Below are 21,916 nucleotides of genomic sequence, written 5' to 3'. Positions count from 1 at the left end.
TGGACCTCCATAGCTTATTTTATTTGCCAAAAAAAAGAAAGAGGGGGGTAATCGATGAAAAGAAAAGCGATTTCCTATGCGGTTATTGGAGCGGGCAACGGTGGGCTTGCAATGGCAGGTTATTTGGGGCTTAAAGGCTATAAGGTAAACCTTTACAACAGGTCCTATGACAAATTGGTGGACCTAATAAAGGATCCGATAATTTACCTGACGGGAGCTTACGAAGGTGAAGGAAGGCTCTACAGGGTTACGAGCGATATAAAAGAGGCCATAGAAGGGGTGGATGTAATTATGGTGACCACCCCGGCCACGGCTCATAAAGAGTTAGCGGTTTTGATGGCTCCGTATCTGCAGAAGGGACAGATAATAATTTTGAATCCGGGAAGGACCTGCGGAGCCTTTGAGGTCCTTGAAATATTAAAGAAAAATGAAGCGGATGAAGGTATAATCGTTGCGGAAGCGCAGACCTTCATTTATGCCTGCAGGGCTCTATCCAGCAACAGAGTGAAAATTTTCAGTGTAAAAAATGAGGTAAAGCTTGCTGCCATACCATCGGAAAAAACCGAAAAAGTTATTAGGACCATTTCCGATGCCTTCCCTCAATTCAAAAAAGCTGCGGATGTTTTGGAGACCAGTTTAAATAATTTCGGGGCAATTTTTCACCCGGCGCCTACGCTTTTAAACAGCGGGCATATTGAAAGATGTCAGCCCTTTGAGTATTACCTGGAAGGTATCACTCCCACCATAGGTAAGGTGCTGGAAAGACTCGATGAGGAGCGAATAAGGGTTGCAAAAGCTCTTGGAGTTAAAACCCTTTCGGCTATAGAATGGTTATTCGAGTCATACGGGGCTACTGGAGATACCCTTTACGAAGCCATTCAAAATAATACAGCATACAAGGGACTTACCGCACCGAAGGGATTAAATACCAGATATATCTATGAGGATGTGCCCTATAGCCTCGTTCCCATATCTTCGCTGGGTAAAGAATTGGGAGTGGAAACTCCGGCAATCGATACTATAATAGGTCTTGCCTGTATGATGACCGGGGTTAATTTCTGGGAAGAAGGAAGAACCTCTGAAAAATTGGGGTTAGCTGGGCTAACACCTGCTGAAATCCACCTTTTCGCTCAGAAAGGGTATATTCTCAAAAAATCTCTGGAAGAGGAGGTGGTCGCCTGATGAAAAGGAAAATAGTGGCCTGCACCATTGGGAATTGTGTGCACGTGGCAGGGGTCATGAACTTTTTATCCATTGCCGAACAGGAAGGATACGATACGGAATTTTTAGGATTGACTTTATCGGTGGATGAGCTTTTAAAAGAGGTTAAAATTAAAAAGCCCGATTATGTAGGTGTGAGTTTTCGTTTAACTCCGGAACCTCTCAATAATATTTTAAAGGAATTGAAGGGGAAAATAGACAAAGAGGGTTTAAGGGACATAAAATGGATCTTTGGCGGGAATGAACCGGCGGCACAGGTGGCAAAGGAATCGGGTATTTTTTACAAAGTTTTCGACGGCACCGAGGATTTAGATGAAGTAATCGCCTTTTTAAGGGGTAATGAGAAAGAGGAATTTGAATACTATCCGCAGGATTTAATTTCAAGAATTAATTCCAAGTACCCTTATCCCATTATAAGGCATCATTTAGGGCTACCCAGCGTAGAGGATACCGTGGAAGCTATTAAGAAAATTGCAGAATCAAAGGTTCTGGATGTTATTTCCATAGCCCCGGATCAAAATGCTCAAAGCTTTTTCTTTGAACCGGAAAAGATGGATAAACGATTGGATGGCGCGGGAGGTGTACCGGTAAGAAGGAAAGAGGATTTTATCAAAATGTATGAGGCAGCTCAGAGGGGGAACTTCCCTCTGCTTCGCTGCTACAGCGGTACCAGCAACTTAATAAAATTTGCCGAGCTTCTAAAAGAAACGATAAACAACGCCTGGGCTGCCATACCTCTTTGCTGGTACAGCGAACTGGACGGAAGGGGCCCGAGGAGCGTGCGGGATGCTATTTATGAAAATCAGCAGGCCATGAAATGGCACGGGGAAAGGGGTATACCGGTAGAAGTAAATGAGGCGCATCACTGGAGCTTAAGGGATGCCCATGACGCAGTGGGAGTAGCGGCATTTTACCTTGCCGCATACAATGCAAGGAAAGCCGGGGTTAAAGATTTTATTGCGCAATTCATGTTCAATGTTCCTCCGACTCTTTCGCCAAAGATGGATATTGCCAAAATGTTTGCAAAAATCGAACTTGTAAAAGAATTGGAGGACGTTAATTTCAGGGTGTACCGGCAGGTAAGAGCTGGTCTTGCAAGTTTCCCCTCAGACCTTTTAATGGCTAAAGGGCAGCTCGCTTATTCGGCTTATATTTCCATGGCTTTAAAACCCCACATTTACCATGTGGTAGGATACTGTGAGGCGCATCATGCTGCCGGTGCTGAAGAGATAATAGAAAGCTGTAAAATAGTTAGGCAGATAATAAAAAACTCCTTCCTGGGTATGCCCGATTTTGAAAAGGATAAAGAAGTGATTGACAGGAAGGAGAGACTGAAAGAGGATGCGATGCTGATAATCGAAGCCATCAAGGAATTGGGTAAAGGCTTCGAAGACCCCCTTTCTTCTCCGGACTGCATCGCTGAGGCTATAAAAATTGGGATTCTCGATGCTCCTCACCTGAAGGGAAGCAAGGCGGCAAAAGGCACTCTTACCACCAAGATGTACAATGGCGCTCTTTATCCCTATGACCCGATTAAAAAGAGGATTATATCGGAAAAGGAAAGGATCGAAAGATTATTCTGTAGAATTTGATAGAATACCCTCCCTTCAATTCGATTCCGAAATTGTAAAATTGTTTGTGGAAGAAAGATGCTGGCAATATTAATACTATTATTTGCTTAGAAAAATTTTTGATAGTATACATTCACAATAGGCTTTTTTTGGTAATACAATAAAAGGATATTTGCCAAAAGAAGGGAAGGATACTCAGAAAACAAACACCGCATTAGTATTTATACTAATTGCGGTGTTTTTTAATTTTACTTGATTGAAAATTTTTATGTAAATGTTATGATATTTTTTATATGATTATTTAAATTTATATTTAGATTTTAAACCCAATAAGAGATTATGGTAAAATAAAAATAATAAAGTAAATAAGAGGTGACTTTTGTGGGAGTAATAAATAAAGGCCTTGAAGATGAAATATTCCGGGAAACAATAGAAAACTTCTTATCCTCCCCTTTTATAAACTTGATGGGTTACAGGATTCTCGAGATTGGGAAGGGAGAAATAGCAATAGAATATAATCCCGGAAAGGAAATGCTCAATGCCCTTGGCATTATCCATGGTGGTTCAACTGCTGCCCTTTGCGATACGGCTATGGGGTTTGCGGTAAGGAGCCTTGGGAAGATACCCACTACCGTAGAAATGAAAATCAACTATCTTTTTCCGGTGAATTTAAACGATAAAATTCTGGCAAGGGGAAAGGTAATTAAAGAAGGAGAAAACATCTGCGTAGCGGAATGTGATTTAATTAAAGAGGACAAAGTTGTGGTTAAGTCCATAGGAACCTATTTTAATCTAAAAAAATAAATTATCACTGGAGGTTGCAATTATGCTTCTTGATTTAAGTCCTTATGCTTTTAAAATTGGACCAATAGCAGTACATTGGTATGGAATATTTATGGCGATATCCTTTCTGGTGGGCACCTATTATTTATACGTTAAAGGGAAAAGCAGGGGCATAGATGAGGACTTTATATTAAACCTTGCGATGTTAGTAATCCTTTCGGGAATAATAGGGGCAAGGCTTATGTTTGTCCTTACAAATTATCCCGAATGGTTTATAAAAGACCCCTTGCAGGTGGTAAAGATATGGGAAGGCGGGCTTTCGTGGCACGGTGCTCTCCTCGGAGGGTTTTTAAGCGGCTGGTGGTATTGCAGGAGAAATAACGTCAATCCAAATGAAATGGCAGATTTAACGGTAATGGGGCTTTCGTTTGGCTATATAATAGTTAGAATAGGGAATATCTTCAATCAGGAAGTCCTGGGAAGGATGACCGAGTTTTCCTTCGGAAGATGGCCTGCGCAGCTCGTAGGTTCCTCTATTGGGCTAATACTTTTAATAAGGTTTTTATATCTGGAAAAGAAAAATCTAAAAAAAGGCTATCAGTTCTGGTCTTTTATCTGGTATCATCAATTGCTGCGGGCCGTGTTTGAAGAGACTGTCAGGGATAATCCCCTTTACCTTGTGCATTATGTCAATCCGCGATGGGGAATAGGATTTTTAACAATGACTCAGCTTATGACACCGTTTATCCTGCTTTTTGCTTATTTCATGTATAAAATTACCTCCGAAGATTAGACCGTTTTTCTTGTGGAAAAATAATTGTTTATGTTATAATTAAATAAAACGCGCCTATAGCTCAGCGGATAGAGCACCGGCCTCCGGAGCCGGGTTTTGCGGGGGTTCGATTCCCTCTAGGCGCGCCATAAAAAGAAAAAAACCTGCGAAATGCAGGTTTTTATATTACTAAGCTCTTAATTAATACTAAGCTCTTAATTAAGCTATTTCATATATTCACTTTTTTGTCGGGGGGCACGGGTTTTGGCATACGAAGGAGTACCAGGGCTCCACAACCCGCTAAAATAGACATTACGGCACCGGTGAAGAAAACGGGGGACCAGCCGCTGAGCTGTGCTACCAGTGCCGCAACGAAACTGCCGATGATGCCCCCCACTCCTTTTGCGCTGTACATAAAACCGTAGTTAGTAGCGGCGTACTTTGTTCCAAAAATATCGGCATTCACCGCAGGGAATAATGCATAAAGTTCACCCCATGTAAACATTATCATGGCAAACAAAAATACAAACATAAAAGGATTTTTACCTAAATAAGGTACTAAAGCCATTGCAAGGCCGTTTAAAGTAAAGGCAAGAAACATAGTCTGATATCTTCCTAATTTGTCGGAAACGATACCCCAGAAAATCCTTCCCGCTCCGTTTGCTATGGTATTGATGGTAGCCGCAAGCACTATTATATTAGACGGGATTCCCGCGTCCTGGCCGAAGGGCTTGGTTTGAGCGGTTACCACCATACCGCCGGTTACTATAAAGAGGAACATTATATAAATCAACCAGAAATGCAGTGTTTTAAACATTTCCACAGTAGTGAAATGATGCTGCTGGGTGCCGGCGGATTTACCTGTGCCCGAATCTTTTTTCGGTGGGACCCTCATTAATTGGGCAGCTAATATTATTAAAATGCTTTGGAAGATTCCGGTTGAAACAAAGGCCATTTTATAACCTTGATTTTTTAAAGCTGAAGCAATAAAGGGAATAAAAAGGGCTGCTCCTGAACCGAAGGCTGCGGATACCAGTCCTGAAGCGAGTCCGCGGCGGGAAGGTTCAAACCAGCGCACACCAGAAGCTACGGCACCGCTGTATATAAACGCAGCACCGATACCGGCCAAGCTGTAAGCGATGTATAAACCGTTTAAGGTTTTTACAAGACCCATTGCAGTCCAGCCGATACCTACCATAAATGAGGCAATGGTAAGGAGCAGTCGAGGGCTATATCGATCTATAAAAAAGCCTGCAATGGGTTGCCCCCAGCTTTCCAGCGCAATAAAGAGGGAGAATGCAAGCTGCACGGCTGCTCGAGAGGCGTTAAACCCTTTCTGAAGTTCTGGTACAAATAGAGTCCATGCGTATTGAAGGTTTGCGATCATTATCATGCCCGTCATCGCTAATATTAATTGAGTCCATTGATTGTAAATTATCGAATTGTTAGTAGACTTTTCCGGGGATTCCGGTGTAAGGGATATCATGTTAACCCTCCTTATACTTTAATTTATTAATTTAAAAAATATGAAAAATCAGAAAATAGCTTGCGAGAAAATACTTATTTGTATATAAAAACTGGACAAGCGAAACCTGCCCCAGGCTTAAAGCCTGGGGCAGAGGTTTTGGTTGTTAATATTATGGAGTCACTACCGGTACGGTGATACCCACTTCGGCACAGCGGGCATCAACAAAGGCCTGCATTTTTTCTATATGTTCAGGTTTCAGATGTTTGAACCTGCCTTGCAGGCGCATGTATTCACTGACGGGTTTTCTTTTTTCAATTTTTACCGATAGCTTATATTCTCCATTTTCGTATTCATAAAGCTGGAACATTCCGGTTTCCACTGCCAATTTAGCCATTTCGACGGTTTTGTTGGCGGGGAACTGCCAGCCTTTAGGGCATGGTGCATGGATGTGAAGGTAAGCAGGCCCTTTCTGGTTAAGGCCTTTACGTACCTTGTTCATAAGGTCTACGGGCCAACCTATTGAAGCAGTTGCTACATATTTTAATTCGGGGTGGCCGTGAGCAACTACTTTTGGATTGTCTTTCGGGAATAATTTTTTTCCTTCGGGCACTACGGGTCCCGGCGGTGTAAAGGTGGTGGCTGCACCGTAAGGTGTGCTGGGAGAAGTTTGTATACCGGTGTTGGCGTAAGATTCGTTGTCGTAGCAGATAAATAGCACATCGTGACCTCTATAGAGCATTCCGGATAAGGCCTGCAGACCTATATCGACAGCTCCGCCGTCTCCGGCCATAACTATGATATTAGGGAATTCGGCATCGGTCTTCTTTTTGCGAATTAACGCCTTATATGCTGCTTCAATGCCGGAAGCTACGGCACCACCGTTGGTAATCTGGGCGTGAATCCAGGGTACCCTCCAGGGACCGCACCCGTAACTGGTATTGGCTACATACATGCAACCGGTTGGACCTACAAAAATTGTATTGGGCCCGGCAGCTTTTGCTACTAAACGGTAACACAGGGCAGGACCGCATCCTGCACAGGTCCTGTGACCGGGAACATAATATTCTTCTTCAGGGGCTTTACGTAAAGATGTAATTGTTTCCAGCATTTTTCTCCCTCCTTCCAGACGCTTTTATAACTCAAAGGGCAACCAGTAGGCGGTTTTTTCTACTTTTCCGGTTCTGGAAATTTCTTTAGTTTTTTGGAACATCCGGTAGAACTCTTCATGTGTAACCACTTCACCGCCCAGTCCTGCAACGAAGCCTACGGTTTTTACCTTATCGCCTAAGTCATATAGTGCGGCACGCACTTCGGAAAGCAGCACGCCGCCTCCGCAGGAAATACCGAAGTTGGTAGAGTTGTCAAGGACGCCAACAGCTTTGAAACGGGATAAACGCTCTTTCACCTGTTCGGTGGGGAAGGGACGGAAGGTGCGCAGGCGAACTACCCCGACTTTTTCTCCAAGATTGCGTAATCTTCTCACTACGGCCTTCGCAGTTTCCATGTGGGCCCCCTGCCCGAAGATTACCACCTCAGCGTCATCAGTGTAATATTCTTCCATGTAGGGATCGTAACGACGCCCGAAAATTCGTGCAAAATCATCGCAGGCTTCTTCCAGAACTTTAAATACGTTCTTTATAACCTGATATCGCTGATACTGCAGAGGCGGCCCCATAGCCGGTTCGATTTGTGGGCCAATTATTTGAGGTTTTCTGGGATCAAGGACGTGGTGGTTCTTATAAGGTGGCAGGAATTCTTTTACCTGCTCTTTTTCCGGTATATCCACTGGACCCAGAATATGACTTACAAAATAACCATCCATACAGGAGAATTGAGGCAGCAATACCCTTGGATCTTCTCCCACACGGTAGAAAATGAGAGTATTGTCGAGAGCCTCCTGGGGTGTACAAGCCCATCCCTGAATCCATCCCTGGTCTCTGCAGCATTCGGCGTCGGTATGCTCCGAACCGAAATCTCCAGGGGGGTCTAAGGTACGGTCTGCAATAGCCATCTGTACCGGCAAGCGTTCACCGGAGATGGGGGAGTAGACTTCAAAGGCGTAAGTAACGCCTACCCCGGAACTACCGGTGAATACGCGAGCCCCGGCTGCCGAAGCTCCGTATACTACACTCAGCTGAGCGTGCTCACCTTCCCCGTGTACGAATTCGGCGTCCAATTCACCATCGGCAACCATTCGGGCAAGTTCGGACATAATCCCCGTATAAGGACGGATGGGATAGGAGCAGATGACATCCACATCCGCCAAGCGAACTCCGTTAGCCACCGCTACGCATCCCGAAATATTTTTCACTTTACCCATTTTTTCACCTCCTGAAACTACTAATCTTCAAAATCTAATTCTGGAACCTGGGTAATGGCCCCGGTCGGGCATACCGCAGCACATAAACCGCATCCTTTGCAGTACTTCAGATTGAAGAGAGGCCCATCATCGCCCTTTTTAATGCAGGAATCGGGGCAATAGATCCAGCAGGTCCAGCACTGGGTACAGGCGTCCGTATTTAAAACGGGTCTTTTCATACGCCAATTTCCGGTAATCATACCTTCATTTTCTTCCTGAGGAGAAGGAACGGTTCCGGCAAAGGGCATCTGCTTTAAAAGTTCCATGGCTTCTAATTTTGTCTCTTCTACGGCGGGTTTAGGAGGCAATGTCTTAACCTGAACTTCCTCGTATCCGCGCCGCATTGCAGCAGGGTTTTTAACCACCTTAGCTAAATTTTCTACATCTACGATACCTGTGACTTTAGCAACAGCCCCAACTATAGGTGCGGCAATACCCGCGCCTATACCCGTGGCATCGGTAGCACCTTCGGCACCGGAAAGGGTGATTACGGCTTCAGCCATGCTGCTGGCGTCTACCGTCGCGATCTGAGCCAAATTACCGGTGTCTCCTAAGAACTTTAATATGGTGTCTATGCTGCGGCGAGTATTTACTATTAATGTGCTCCCCGGTTTGATGCCTTTGAGTACTGGTACGCCTTTGACCAGCGTCTCTTCCAGCACCACCACTATATCGGGGCTTTCGTTTTCATACACATATCTGCTGGCAATTGGATCACTGCTTATACGCGCATAAGCGCGTACGGGTACATTGATTCGGTCCGGTAGGTCCACGTAATTTTCCCAGGCTTGAACGTATTTTCCTTCTTTTGCTGCCGCTTCAGTGAGGGCTACTACTACGTCCCTGGCGTCCTTGTTCATAATTACGCCTCGGGACCATACTGTAATTTGTTTTAAATTGGGTTCTTTAAAAAGATCGGCAGAAGACATTGACATTCCTCCTCTCTTAATTTTTTTTAAAATATTGAAAAAAATGTTCACCTCCTTAAAAGTTTTAATTATATGAAAACTTAATTTTATTTTGTGGCATACGGTATACCAATTACCCGCATTAAAAATAAGTTTTTTTTTCCCTTCCCTTCTTCTACAATAAAGTTATGATGCAAATTTTGTATTTATGACATGTAGTTTGAAAATTAATTTTCAATTTTTCTTTTTTGATTCATCTATGGCATTTATAAGGTGGCGCTGCCTGATTAATCCCGCATCCCGGGTTATAAGGCGATTTGAAACATACTCTAAAGCCGCAGCAAAGGCTGCCCTGCGGCAAACCGCTTCAATTTCCGCTCCGGTAAAACCTTCGGATCTTTGCGCTAATTCTTCCAGATTTAAGTCATCAGCAAGAGGACGGGAACGCAGATGAATTTCAAAGATAGCCCGCCTGTCAAGCCTATCGGGATAAGGAAATTCTATAACTTCGTCAAATCTACCCGGCCTTAAAAGTGCTTTATCAATAAGGTCGATTCGATTTGTTGCTCCAATTACAATTACCTGATGAATCTCTTCGAGAGCATCAAACTCTAACAGGAATTGAGAAACTAAATGGCCGTTTGTTTCTTCACCCCCGCGTCTTGACGGGACCAGGGCGTCCAGTTCGTCAAAAAATAATATACAGGGAGAAACCTGCCGGGCTTTCCGGAAAACCTCATGGAGCATTTTTTCAGCTTGCCCTTTCCACCTGGAAAATAATAGAGATGTGTTTACGGGAATAAAGTTAATCCTGCTTTCCCTGGCCAAAGCCCTTACAGTAAGGGTTTTTCCGGTGCCGGGAGGCCCAAAAAGCAAAATGCCTTTTGGAGGGTTAAGGTGAAATTTTTCAATGAGTTCCGGGCGGGTCAATGGCCACTGGACCAATGACTTTAACCGTTCCTTTACAGGGTTTAAGCCTCCGATATCATTCCACCCTACGGAAGGAGGCTCTACGGCAAATTCCCGGGTTGCGGAGGGGTCTACTTCCTCAAGGGCGTTCAGAAAATCATTCATGGTCACTTTTAATTCTGTTAAATCTAAGGGAGCCGATTCGGATGGTAATTTTTCCAGAACTCTCTGAAGCGCATGCATTCCCGCTTCCCGGCACAGGGCTGCGAGATCTGCACCTACAAAACCGTGAGTAACTGCGGCTAAGCGATCTAAGGAAACATCTTCCGAAAGGGCCATACCGCGGGTATGGATTTCTAAAATTTCCCGGCGGCCACGCTGATCGGGCACATCTATGAGAATTTCCCTATCGAACCTTCCCGGACGGCGCAGGGCCGGGTCTATTAAATCCGGAACGTTGGTGGCTGCAAGAACTATTACATTGCCCCTTGCCTCTAAGCCGTCCATCAACGCCAGTAACTGAGCTACCACCCTTTTTTCCACATCTCCATGTACTTCGGTGCGCCGGGGGGCAATAGCATCGATTTCATCCAAAAATATTATAGTGGGGGCCTTCTTTTTAGCTTCCTCAAATACCTGCCTGAGCTTTGCCTCGCTTTCACCGTAGTATTTGTTCATTATTTCCGGACCGTTAACCAGTATAAAGTGAGCTTCCGTTTCTGCGGCGATGGCTCGAGCAATAAGGGTTTTCCCGGTACCAGGAGGACCGTATAAGAGTATACCCTTTGGAGGCTCTATTCCCAGTTCGTGAAAAATGTTAGGGTATTTTAAAGGGAGTTCCACAATTTCTCGAATTTTTTTAATCTCCTTTTCCAATCCTCCGATATCCTCATAGGTGATATTTCCCCTGCGACTCTGAGAATTTTCCGTTCCTTTTATTCGAACGATGGTTTCACGGGTTATTATTACCGCACCTTTTGGGGAGGTACCTTCTATGGTAAACGCTTCATCTGTTCCACTGAACTGGGTTATGGACACCTGATCCCCTGCGATTACTGCCCTGCCCATAAGAAATTTTTTTATAACCTGAACTTCCTTATCTGACCCCTGCCATCCGGTTAAAACCGGAGAAAGAACGATGAATTTGGCTTCCAGTGCTTCACAGGGAGCTATTTCCACCAGGTCCCCGATTCCTGCCCCGGAATTAAACCTTATTACACCATCCATCTGAATGCAGCCGGGAAGACAGCTTTCGGGGAAGCCGGGGACTACCCTTGCTACAGTAGTGCGCTTTCCCGTAATTGTAACCACATCATTTGGCTTTAGCCCCAAGGCTGTCATCGCATCGGCAGGTATTCTGACCATACCCTTTCTTGCATCCTGAATTTCCGCCTCTATCACCTTAAGCTTGAAATTTTCGGGGAATATCAAATTTTACTCACCCCCTGATTTTTTTTGAGAAAATAAGCCTCCCGGGATTTCTCAATATGTTTCCGGGCTATTTCTTCTGCAAGTACAAAATCGCCTTCGGCTATGGCTTTTGCAAGATTTTCGTGTTCTTCAGTAGCCGCCTGCATACGTCCAGGGACGCTGTATCCTATTTTTGTAAAGGCGGCAATGTAGTCCACCAGAAGGTTTATCATTTGATAGAGCCGGGGGCATTCCGCTGCTTCGTAAATGATATTATTGAATTCTAAGTGAAGGACCTGTAAAGTCTTTTCATCCTTTTGCTCTAAGGCTTTTTTCATTTCTGTGATAATTTCGTTAAGCCTGTTAAGTTTTTTAGGACTTATCCTTTCTGCAGCAAGCCTTGCTGCCAGCCCTTCTAAAACCGCCCGAATGGCATAGATATCCTGAATATCCCGCTCGGAGATATTAGATACGATTACGCCCTTTCTGGGGATATGGCGGACAAGTCCTTCCTGCTCGAGTTTGCGAATGGCTTCCCTGACGGGTGTGCGGCTCACACCCAGCTGCCGGGCAATATCCCGCTCCACAAGCTTAAGGCCCTGGGGCAGTTTGGCGTTTAAAATGTTTTCTCTTAAGATTCTATAAACTTCTCTGCTAATGGGTGGGTATTCTTGAAGCTCTATGGGGCCTAATAGGTTTTCCATTTTTTCACCCCTTTTCTCAGCTTTTCAAAGGTAGCAGGTTGTCTTGTAAACCCAGTACAATTTATACTGAATATAAGACTCCGATATTCCAGGAAATAATCAAATAAAAATGGAATAATATTACACATTTTATAGGAGGATTTTATAAGAGCAATGTCGAAAAAAATTAAAATAATAAATGTGGAAAGGAGAATTTTTGCTGAAATTAAGAAATATTTATCGAATTTTGGTCTTTTTTGTGATATTTATAGCTTTATTATCGTATTCAAAATCGTCGGAGGCCGGGGATGAAAAGAGGAAATTATATATCTCAAGAGGGGAATTTGCCAAATTGCTTGTTCAGGCGGCTTTTCCCGAAGCAAACTCTATAAACGGAGGAAATATTATTTTCAGGGATTTAAAGATGAATTCGATACATGCCCCTTTCATTTTGTTCCTTTATCATAAGGGAATTATAAAGGGGTATCCCGATGGCACGGTAAAACCTGAAAAACTCATTACATACCCCGAGGCCCTTGCTCTGATTTTAAGAACGCTGGGGATAAAGGATTTGGCAGGGGAAAATGCAAATTGGGAAAAATCCTGTGTGGAATTGTCGGTAAAAGAAGGGTTAATAAAAAGCTGGACTTATAATAGCGAAAGAAAAATATTAAGCCAAAAGGATGCGGAAGAATTAGTAAAAAATATTTTTTCTGAAAACAGTTATGCAAAAACCACGGTAATGGAAGCATTGAAAAATAAAAATGCCCTGGAAAATTATAAAAGAAGAGATGTAATGGATTTGGTCTATATAAAAGGAAGGGAAGAGCTTTCTTTTGAGAATGAGCTACAAACAACCCTTATAAATAAGGTTTTTCATCAGAAAATGATGACAAAGGCTGAAAACGGCATGATATATAATGATGGCATCAATGGTATGGAGATATATATTGATGAAAATTACAATTACATTAATCTAAGCGATACGGCGAATATGGGAAATAATAAATGGATCAGGGTCAATACAAGTGTAAAAGATTTTAATATTCCTGTTTTCATTGAAAATTTCGATTTTAAGGAGGGCTTTTTTATTTTAGAAGACCGGCCTTCCGAAGGTGTTTCAAGGATTAAATATTACCTGCCTTCTATTGAAAATAATGGGTTAAAGGATTTAGAAAAAATCGGGATACTACCGTCCTCTATTTTACAGTCTCAAAAGGATTTTACTGTGGAAAAAATCCAGGGGGAACTTTTCATAGATGAAAACAGGAACCTTTTAAAGGAGATTTTCGAAATAAAGATAATCATAAATTCTACCGATAGTATTACATTAAATGGATTTAATGAATATTTTAATACAGGGGAAGAGGAGCAAATAATTATTCCTGATGAAGCTAAATACGCTCCTTATTATATAGATATGAATTAATCAATATTTTTGGGCTGAAAGGGGATAAAATATGAAAAAAACCATGGGGAAATTTAAGTACATATTGACAACTCTTATAATATTGATTTTCTGCTTTTCTACCTATACCCCGTCCTATGCGGCTACCGCCAGCGTAATATTAGATGGAAGCCTTTTGAAATTTGATGTAAATCCAATTTTAAAAAATAACAGGGTTTTCGTCCCTTTCAGGGCAATAAGTGAAAAAGTGGGTGCAACCGTCAACTGGGATAATAGGGAAAGAAAGGTTACGGCTTTTAACAGCGAGTTTACGGTGGAGTTGAAGCTGAACAGCAAGGTTGCTTTAGTAAACAATAAAACCTTCACTATGGATGTTTCTCCAATACTGTATCAGGGGAGGGTGCTTGTCCCGTTGAGATTTTTTTCCGAAGCCTTTGGCGCTACTGTGAACTGGGATGAAAAAAGCAGAACGGTTAATATAATTTCAAAGCAAAAGGTTTTAAAACACATCCTGGGGTATTATTACTCCTATTCATTTCAGGATTTTTTAAACAACGCTGACAGATTAACCTCCGTGGCTGTAAAATGGTACACCTTGGATGACAATGCCAGGTTGACCAATTACGATAATAAAAGATTTATAATGACTCCCCAGGACTATCAAGAAGTATTCCGAATAGCAAAAGAGAAAGGGATATACGTTTACGCCCTCGTTTTTGAGAGTGACAGGCAAAAACTTTCTCAAGCCCTCGCCACACCGGAAAAAAGAAAGGAAATTGTCCAAAGCATAGTGTATGAAGTTCAAAAAGAAGGGTATGATGGAGTAAACTTAGACTTTGAATACTTAAGTCCCTCCGACAAGGATAATTTCAATGAGTTTGTTAAATCCCTATATAATGCCTTGAAAGAAAAAAATAAATCTTTGAATCTCTCGTTGCCGGTAAAGACCGAGGAAAGGGACTGGTGGCCCGGCTACGATTACGAGACTCTTGGTAAATATTCCGATTTTGTCGTTCTCATGGCTTACGATAAAAACCCTGCAAATCCGGAACCGCAGGCAGGAGTGGACTGGGTAGAGCAAATACTTGATTACACATTAAAAAGAATCCCTGCAGAAAAGGTGGTTCTGGGCATAGGTTATTACGGATACGCCTGGGCTAATGGGAAAAAATACACGGTGCTGCCTTCAAGGATGGGATTTAATTACACCGGTACCCTTTATGCCGATGAGCTACAGTCAAAATACGGGCTGAAGTTTAATATTGATGAAAAAACTTTAATGGCTTATGGAAAATTTACCGATGAAAACAATGTTACCTATCAAATATGGATGGAAAGCGACGTGGCGGTAAAGAACAAAGTAATTAGCGCGGTGTCTAAGGGGCTAAAGGGAGTTGCGGTTTGGAGGCTGGGTTATACTACAAACGGTTTCTGGGATGCGGTTGGTGAAAAAATGGTACCGTTGAAAAAGTAAATTTATCCCGCTTTTGGCGGGATTTTTTTTATATAAAAAAATGCCTTTTTGTGATATTATTTACTTTAAGGGTGATCTTATATGGTTATTGCTCTTATAGGGAAAAGCGGAACTGGAAAAAGTTATAAAGCCCTGATGATTGCAGCTTTAAATAATGCGGAAATAATTATCGATGACGGACTTGTTATATACAATAACAGCGTTGTAGCGGGAACCTCGGCAAAAAAAGAAAAAACCAGGATTGCGGCGATAAAAAGGGCGCTGTTTAAAGATCCTGCCCATGCGAAAGAGGCGAGGGAAAAATTGCGGGAAATAAGCCCGGGTAAAAATATTCTGGTTATTGGCACTTCCGAGAATATGGTCAGGGAAATTTGCAGGACTCTTTCGCTGGACCTTCCCGATAAAACCCTTTACATTGAGGAAATATCTTCGGATAAGGAAATTGAAACAGCGAGGTTTCTAAGGAGCAAGGAGGGAAAACACGCCATTCCTGCTCCCACTCTTGAGGTGAAAAAGTATTTTTCCGGATATCTCTTGGATCCTATGAAGATATTTTTTAGAAGGGGAAAGGTAGAATTTGAGAAGGAAAGTACGGTGGTCAGGCCTACTTACAGCTACCTGGGAAAGTATACCATCTCCAACGTGGCGGTAGAGCAGTTAGCGCTTTTTACAGCTAACAGCATCAGCGGTGTTGCAAAAGGTGGAAGGGCTATACTGGAAAATTACGAAAGCGGCATTGTAATAAATTTGGAACTAAATTTAGAATACGGATATAAAATTGATGAGCTGCTTTCGAAGGTTCAAGAAGAGGTAAAAAAAATTGTGGAATACTGCACAGCTTTAAATGTGTTAAGGGTGAATGTAACGGCTAAAAAACTAATTATATAAATATTATTACTTTATAGAAGGAATCTTCAATTTGTTTGTAGAATATTTTTTTGTATTTTGTATATAGTATATATTTTTCAAAGTATATATTTTATTTACGAAAGGGTGAAAAGAATGAAATGCAATAACTGTGAAGAACAGGGTCTGGAAAAAAGATTTAAGGATGATGAAGTGGACCTTTCGGTATTAAAGGAAGCATTGAAGGATTACCGGGAATCCAGAAACAATTTAATCACAGCCCTTCAAATAGCCCAGGAAATTTACGGGTATTTACCCAGGAAGGCCTTATACTTCATTGCTGAAGAGATGAAGGTAAAGCCGGCAAAGGTTTTCGGGGTAGCTACTTTTTACACCCAGTTTCGTTTAAAGCCTATCGGTAAGCATCTAATTTTACTGTGCCAGGGTACGGCCTGCCATGTAAATGGTTCGGAATTTATCCTGAGCGCTCTTTGCGATGAACTGAAGATTGAAGAGGGAGAGACTACCGATGACGGACTGTTTACTCTTCAAAATGTAGCTTGCTTAGGGTGCTGCAGTTTGGCCCCCGTCATGATGATTGATGGAGAGGCCTATGGCAAGCTGACACCGGACAAAGCCAGGGAAATTATACGGGAAATTTACAGTAAAGAAAAGGTTTGAAAAATTTGGAGGTGTGCAGGGTGAAGGTATTGGTAGGCCTTGGAAGCTGCGGAATAGCAGCCGGGGGGAATAAGGTTTTACAGGTGCTGGAAGAGGAAGTAAAAAATTCGGGGATTAATCTTGAGATAAAAAAAGTCGGTTGTATTGGTCTTTGTTATTTGGAACCCATAGTAGAAGTTATTGACGGGGAAGGGAAAAAGACCACCTATGTCAGGGTTACTCCCGAAGTTATGAAGGGCATTTTCAAAGAACACATTTTAAACAATAAGGTAGTTGAAAATAATGTGATTTCCGGAGAGGATATCGAATACCTGACGGGGCAAAAAAGGATAGCTTTGAGAAACTGCGGAATTATCAATCCCGAATCTATCGATGAGTATATAGAAAGCGGCGGTTATAAAGCCTTAGAAAAGGTTTTAAAAGACATGAGCCCCGAAAGGGTTATAGAAGAAATGAAAATTTCCGGTCTAAGGGGCAGGGGTGGGGCCGGCTTCCCCACATGGTTTAAATGGAATGCCGCAAGGCAGGCACCGGGATCTCCCAAATATGTGGTCTGTAATGCGGATGAAGGAGACCCGGGCGCTTTTATGGATAGGAGCATTCTGGAGGGTGATCCCCATTCGGTTATAGAAGGTATGGCCATTGCCGGCTATGCCATCGGAGCGGAACAGGGGTATATTTACGTAAGGGCTGAATATCCTTTGGCTATCAAAAGACTCCAGATAGCTTTAAAACAGGCAAAGGAAAAGGGCTTTCTCGGGAAAAACCTTTTTGGAACGGATTTTTCTTTTGAAATAAAGATTAAAGCAGGAGCAGGTGCTTTTGTCTGCGGTGAAGAAACCGCGCTTATTGCCTCCTTGGAAGGAGAAAGGGGTATGCCCAGACTTAAGCCACCTTTCCCGGCTCAGAAGGGTTACCTGGGTAAACCCACAAACATTAATAACGTGGAAACCTTTGCCAATGTGCCCTGGATAATACTCAACGGCGGAAGCGCCTTTGCAAAAATTGGCACGGAAAAAAGTAAAGGGACGAAGGTATTTGCCCTTGCCGGTAAAATTAAAAAAGGCGGACTGGTGGAGGTCCCAATGGGAATTTCCCTCAGGGAAGTTATATTTAACATAGGAGGCGGCATAAAAGGAGACAGGAAGATTAAGGCTGTTCAGCTGGGGGGTCCGTCGGGAGGATGTATACCCGAGGCTTTGCTGGATACCCCGGTGGATTACGAATCTATTGTAAAAACGGGTGCCATCATGGGATCGGGTGGTATGATTGTTATGGATGAAACCACCTGCATGGTGGATATGGCAAGGTATTTCCTTGCTTTTACTCAGAAGGAATCCTGCGGAAAATGCACTCACTGCCGTATTGGAACAAAGCGAATGCTGGAAATCCTTGAAAGAATAACAAGCGGTAACGGTAAAGAAGGAGATATTGAGAAGCTTGAGGAATTAGCCCTTAATGTTAAAGAGGGTTCCCTTTGCGGTTTAGGCCAAACGGCTCCCAATCCGGTGCTTACTACCCTGAAGTATTTCAGGGACGAATACGAGGCTCACATTTACGATAAAAAATGCCCTGCTAAACAGTGCAAAGCTCTTATAACTTTCATCGTGGAGGCAGAGAAGTGTAAGTCCTGCGGGCTGTGCGCCCGTAAATGCCCTGCAAATGCCATCGAGGGAGAAAAGGGGAAGCCTTATAAAATTATCCCCGAAAAATGTGTAAAATGCGGCACATGCATTCAGGTCTGCCGTTTCAACGCAATTAGAGTAGAATAGGTTTGGAGGGGGAAAAATGGAAGAAATCAGGCTCAATATAAATGGACGGGAAGTGAAGGGCCGTAAAGGTCAAACCATCGTTGAGGTAGCCCGGGAAAACGGCATTGAAATTCCTACCATGTGCTACGATGAAAGGGTAAAAATTTACGGCTCCTGCGGAGTATGCCTTGTGGAAGTGGAAGGAGCCCCCAAGCTTTTAAGGGGTTGCGCTACGGAAATTTCCGAAGGAATGATAATAAGGACAAATACCGACAGGGTAAGAAAGGCGAGAAAAATAGCCTTTGAACTTCTGCTGTCAAACCATATAGGAGATTGCCGGCCACCATGCCAGCAGGCATGTCCTGCCCATACGGATTGTCAGGGTTATGTAGGGTTAATTGCCAACGGCCAATACGAGGAAGCGGTTAAACTCATTAAAGAACAGCTGCCGCTGCCTGCCAGTATAGGAAGGGTTTGTCCTCATCCCTGCGAGGATGCTTGTCGCAGGCAGCTTCTCGAAGAACCCGTTGCTATCGCATGGTTGAAACGGTTTGTGGCGGATGTAGACCTATCCTTAGATAGCCCTTACATGCCGGAGATTGACCTACCTACCGGCAAGAAGGTAGCGATAGTGGGTGGAGGCCCGGCAGGACTGAGTGCTGCATATTACCTTGCAAAGGCCGGGCATAGGGTCGTCATATATGAGGCAATGGAAAAACTGGGGGGGATGTTGAGATACGGCATACCCCAGTACAGGCTTCCAAAAGAAGTGCTGGATAAAGAGATAGAACTCATTTCCCGAATGGGAGTTGAGTTTGTCACAAACTGCAGGATAGGAAAGGATGTTTCGCTGGATTATTTGAGGAAAAATTTCGATGCCGTATTTGTGGCAATTGGAGCATGGAAAAGCTCCAAACTGGGCTGCCCGGGTGAAGAGCTGGAAGGAGTGCTCGGCGGGATAGAATTTTTAAGGGCTGTAACAAAGGGCGAGCCTATTGAAATTGGCGATAGAGTAGCCGTTGTAGGTGGCGGAAATACCGCAATGGATGCAGCAAGAACCGCACTGCGTTTGGGAGCAAAAGAGGTATACGTGCTGTACAGGCGAACAAAAGAGGAAATGCCCGCAAATGAAGTGGAAATTGTGGAAGCTGAAGAAGAAGGAGTTAAATTTATATTCCTGGTAGCTCCAAAGGAAATAATCGGCGAAAACGGTAAGGTTATTGCAATAAAACTTCAAAAAATGAGGCTTGGAGAACCGGATGCCTCGGGCAGGAGGAAACCCGAACCGATTCCCGGAGAAGAAATGATCCTGGAAGTGGAGACGATAATTGCCGCCATAGGGCAGGAGGTAAATGCCGAAGGCATTGAAGGACTTTCTCTAACCCGCAGGAAAACCATAAGTGCCGATGAAAAAACTTATGCTACCAATTTACCGGGTGTGTTTGCCGGCGGAGATGCCATTAACGAAGGTCCGGGAATTGCTATTGAAGCAATAGCTGATGGTAAAAACGCAGCCGAGGTTATAAAAACTTATCTGGAAGGCCAAATTATACCCATCAAAGAAAGCTATATAGTTAAAAGGGAAGGCTTGACCAGAGAAGATTTTGCCGATAGGGAAATAGAAAACCGGGTGCATATGCCTCATTTATCACCCCAGGAAAGAAAAGGGAATTTCCTGGAAATAGTGAAAGGTTTTACCGAGGAAGAAGCACGGAAAGAGGCAATGCGGTGCTTGGAATGCGGGTGCAAGGATTACTTTGAATGTAAATTGATAAAATATGCCAATGAGTACGAGGTAAACCCCGAAAGGTTTAGCGGTGAGGCCAAAAAATACAACTATAAAGACGAACATCCCTTTATAATAAGGGACCCTCAAAAATGTATACTTTGCGGCTTATGTGTAAGGGTCTGCGAAGAGGTAATGGGCGTTACTGCATTGGGGTTTGTAAACAGAGGATTTGAAACGGTAATAAAACCTGAATTTGAACTACCCCTGAAGGATACCTCCTGTATTTCCTGCGGACAATGTGTGGCCGTTTGCCCGACGGGTGCACTTCAGGAAAGATTCTTCGTTAAAAAACCGGTACCGGTAAAGACTGAAAAGAAGGAAACGGTATGTTCCTTCTGTGGTGTGGGATGCAGTACTTTACTTGATATGTCAGGAGAAAAGGTTTTAAGGGTACTACCTGATAAGGAAAGCAGGGTGGATGAAGGGCATCTTTGCGTTAAAGGGCGTTTTGGCTTTGACGCATTGTTAAAGCAAGAATTAATAAAAACTCCGATGGTCAGGCTGAAGGATGAAATTAAAGAAATAAGCATTGATGACGCCGTAAATTATGTAAACAGAAAAATTCAAGGCATAAAAGCCCGATATGGGGAAGACAGCATTGCTATTTTTGCATCACCCGGGATGACCAATGAGGAATTGTATTTAATTAAGGAACTGGCTCAAACAATTAAAACTCCTTATGTGGCTTCTTTTGGAAATTCTCCCGGGGGAATTAAAGAGGTTCTCGGTGTTGATGGTTCGACGGTAACCCTGGAAGAGGTTACTGCAGCGGATGTAATACTTTTAACCGGGTGTCATTTAATGGAAGATTATGCCGTCGTGGGGGTTAAGGTAAGGAAGGCACTGGGTCGCGGCGGAAAACTAATTGTGGTGAACGAAGTAAGGACGATAGCCGATGATTGGGCTGATCTTGCAGTAAGACCGCAAAACAACACCGAATTTATCAAAGCCCTGATAAAAGGGTTATTAGAAGAAGGAGTGAATCCCGGTATTATTAACCTTGAAGGTTTAGAAGAATTGAAAAAATCCGTGGAAGATGCTTCCATCACCGATGAGGTAAAAGAAGTTGTCAAACTCTTCGGTAAGGCAAAAAATGCCGTAGTTATTTTTGATCACGACAGATTAACAAAAGAAGCCGAAAAACTTCTCGCTCAGTTAGCGGTGATCTCCGGACATTTGGGCAGGCCCAGGAACGGGTTGTTGATGTTGAGGAGTAAAAACAATTCTCAGGGAATCTCCGACTTAGGATTGAATCTGGATAATGAATTCCTGTTGAAATTAATAGAAGATGGTAGAATAAAAGCCGCCCTTATTTTTGGAGAGGATCCGGTAGCTGAAGATAATTCATTGAAAGATATTTTTGCAAGACTTGAATTTTTAATGGTTCAGGACTCAACCCTTACGGAAACTGCAAAACTTGCTGAAGTGGTGGTGCCTGCCCAATCGATTCTTTCCAAAAAAGGAACCTTCACCAGTTTTGAGGGCAGGATTCAGTGGTACGAAGGACCGAATAAGGTGGAAAACATCGAGGACTGGAAATTCATTCTGAAGCTTGCCAATTCTTTGGGTTACGGCAAAAACTTCTCTAAGGTGGAGGAAATAGATTTTGAAATTTCATATCGGGTGCCGGCTTATAAGGATATCAGGCTTGCAGCTTTGAGAAAGGGCGGAGTGATGAAAAAAGCCGGGATTGACGGTATAAGGCTTTCAGCAGCTCGGAATACGAAAATGTTTAAAGAAAGGAAACTGACCGATGCCCTGGAGAGAAAATTTATTAAAAAATTAATTGAAACAGGGATTCTCAAATAGTATAATTTTATAAAAAAAGAGCCCGTATTTTTGCAAAAAAATACGGGCTCTCCTTGTTAATTTTTTGTAAAAAA

General features: G+C 43.1%; 16 protein-coding genes and 1 tRNA gene. 11 read left to right on the top strand and 6 right to left on the bottom strand.

The features are described from left to right. Positions 1-54: 54 nt before the first annotated feature. The 5 genes from ATZ99_RS01715 (at position 55) to ATZ99_RS01695 (ending at position 4,496) form a co-directional block, all read left to right on the top strand. The gene (locus ATZ99_RS01715) at positions 55-1,182 is read left to right on the top strand and encodes an NAD/NADP octopine/nopaline dehydrogenase family protein (RefSeq protein WP_068747512.1); all 1,128 of its coding nucleotides are present in this window, start codon (positions 55-57) and stop codon (positions 1,180-1,182) included. Next, on the top strand, positions 1,182-2,813 hold the full coding sequence (locus ATZ99_RS01710; RefSeq protein WP_068747511.1) for a cobalamin B12-binding domain-containing protein: 1,632 nt from the start codon (positions 1,182-1,184) through the stop codon (positions 2,811-2,813). The genes ATZ99_RS01715 and ATZ99_RS01710 overlap by 1 nt, the downstream gene beginning before the upstream one ends. A gap of 360 nt (positions 2,814-3,173) precedes the next feature. Then, positions 3,174-3,596 carry a PaaI family thioesterase gene (locus ATZ99_RS01705; RefSeq protein WP_245641278.1) on the top strand — a complete coding sequence of 141 codons (423 nt, stop codon included), beginning with the start codon at positions 3,174-3,176 and terminating at the stop codon, positions 3,594-3,596. Positions 3,597-3,615: 19 nt separating this feature from the next. Next, on the top strand, positions 3,616-4,368 hold the full coding sequence (locus ATZ99_RS01700) for a prolipoprotein diacylglyceryl transferase (protein WP_068747510.1): 753 nt from the start codon (positions 3,616-3,618) through the stop codon (positions 4,366-4,368). A gap of 50 nt (positions 4,369-4,418) precedes the next feature. Next, a tRNA-Arg gene (locus ATZ99_RS01695) sits at positions 4,419-4,496 on the top strand. An 80-nt stretch (positions 4,497-4,576) separates the two neighbouring features. Here the strand turns inward: ATZ99_RS01695 and oxlT are convergent. The 6 genes from oxlT to ATZ99_RS01660 all read right to left on the bottom strand — a co-directional run bounded on the left by oxlT (position 4,577) and on the right by ATZ99_RS01660 (position 12,105). Further along, positions 4,577-5,833 (bottom strand): oxalate/formate MFS antiporter, encoded by a 1,257-nt coding sequence (oxlT, locus tag ATZ99_RS01690; RefSeq protein WP_068747509.1) that lies wholly within the window; start codon positions 5,831-5,833, stop codon positions 4,577-4,579. Between the two features lie 151 nt (positions 5,834-5,984). Continuing rightward, positions 5,985-6,923: an oxalate oxidoreductase subunit beta gene (locus tag ATZ99_RS01685; RefSeq protein ID WP_068747508.1), complete on the bottom strand. Its 939-nt coding sequence runs from the start codon at positions 6,921-6,923 to the stop codon at positions 5,985-5,987. A gap of 24 nt (positions 6,924-6,947) precedes the next feature. Continuing rightward, positions 6,948-8,135: an oxalate oxidoreductase subunit alpha gene (locus tag ATZ99_RS01680; protein ID WP_068747507.1), complete on the bottom strand. Its 1,188-nt coding sequence runs from the start codon at positions 8,133-8,135 to the stop codon at positions 6,948-6,950. A gap of 20 nt (positions 8,136-8,155) precedes the next feature. After that, the gene (locus ATZ99_RS01670) at positions 8,156-9,103 is read right to left on the bottom strand and encodes an oxalate oxidoreductase subunit delta (RefSeq protein ID WP_083947292.1); all 948 of its coding nucleotides are present in this window, start codon (positions 9,101-9,103) and stop codon (positions 8,156-8,158) included. Positions 9,104-9,316: 213 nt separating this feature from the next. Continuing rightward, on the bottom strand, positions 9,317-11,422 hold the full coding sequence (locus ATZ99_RS01665) for a CDC48 family AAA ATPase (RefSeq protein ID WP_245641277.1): 2,106 nt from the start codon (positions 11,420-11,422) through the stop codon (positions 9,317-9,319). After that, positions 11,419-12,105, bottom strand: coding sequence for a GntR family transcriptional regulator (locus ATZ99_RS01660; protein ID WP_068747506.1), 687 nt, complete (start codon positions 12,103-12,105; stop codon positions 11,419-11,421). The genes ATZ99_RS01665 and ATZ99_RS01660 overlap by 4 nt, the downstream gene beginning before the upstream one ends. A gap of 196 nt (positions 12,106-12,301) precedes the next feature. Between ATZ99_RS01660 and ATZ99_RS01655 the strand changes: the two genes are divergently transcribed. The 6 genes from ATZ99_RS01655 to ATZ99_RS01630 all read left to right on the top strand — a co-directional run bounded on the left by ATZ99_RS01655 (position 12,302) and on the right by ATZ99_RS01630 (position 21,842). Beyond that, positions 12,302-13,513, top strand: coding sequence for an S-layer homology domain-containing protein (locus tag ATZ99_RS01655; protein ID WP_068747505.1), 1,212 nt, complete (start codon positions 12,302-12,304; stop codon positions 13,511-13,513). 31 nt (positions 13,514-13,544) lie between these two features. Next, complete coding sequence (locus ATZ99_RS01650) at positions 13,545-14,966, top strand: stalk domain-containing protein (RefSeq protein ID WP_245641276.1); 1,422 nt, start codon at positions 13,545-13,547, stop codon at positions 14,964-14,966. Between the two features lie 81 nt (positions 14,967-15,047). After that, positions 15,048-15,854 carry an Asp23/Gls24 family envelope stress response protein gene (locus tag ATZ99_RS01645; RefSeq protein ID WP_068747504.1) on the top strand — a complete coding sequence of 269 codons (807 nt, stop codon included), beginning with the start codon at positions 15,048-15,050 and terminating at the stop codon, positions 15,852-15,854. Between the two features lie 114 nt (positions 15,855-15,968). Next, the gene (gene nuoE / locus ATZ99_RS01640) at positions 15,969-16,493 is read left to right on the top strand and encodes an NADH-quinone oxidoreductase subunit NuoE (protein WP_068747503.1); all 525 of its coding nucleotides are present in this window, start codon (positions 15,969-15,971) and stop codon (positions 16,491-16,493) included. A 20-nt stretch (positions 16,494-16,513) separates the two neighbouring features. Next, positions 16,514-18,265, top strand: a complete 1,752-nt coding sequence (gene nuoF / locus ATZ99_RS01635; RefSeq protein ID WP_068747502.1) for an NADH-quinone oxidoreductase subunit NuoF — start codon at positions 16,514-16,516, stop codon at positions 18,263-18,265. Positions 18,266-18,281: 16 nt separating this feature from the next. Continuing rightward, positions 18,282-21,842 carry an NAD(P)-binding protein gene (locus tag ATZ99_RS01630; RefSeq protein WP_068747501.1) on the top strand — a complete coding sequence of 1,187 codons (3,561 nt, stop codon included), beginning with the start codon at positions 18,282-18,284 and terminating at the stop codon, positions 21,840-21,842. The last annotated feature ends 74 nt before the right edge of the window (positions 21,843-21,916 follow it).

The organism is Thermovenabulum gondwanense, from assembly GCF_001601575.1.
Lineage (GTDB): Bacteria > Bacillota > Thermosediminibacteria > Thermosediminibacterales > Thermosediminibacteraceae > Thermovenabulum > Thermovenabulum gondwanense.
The sequence above is the reverse complement of the archived record's forward strand: the minus strand, read 5'-3'. Positions and strand labels throughout refer to the sequence as shown.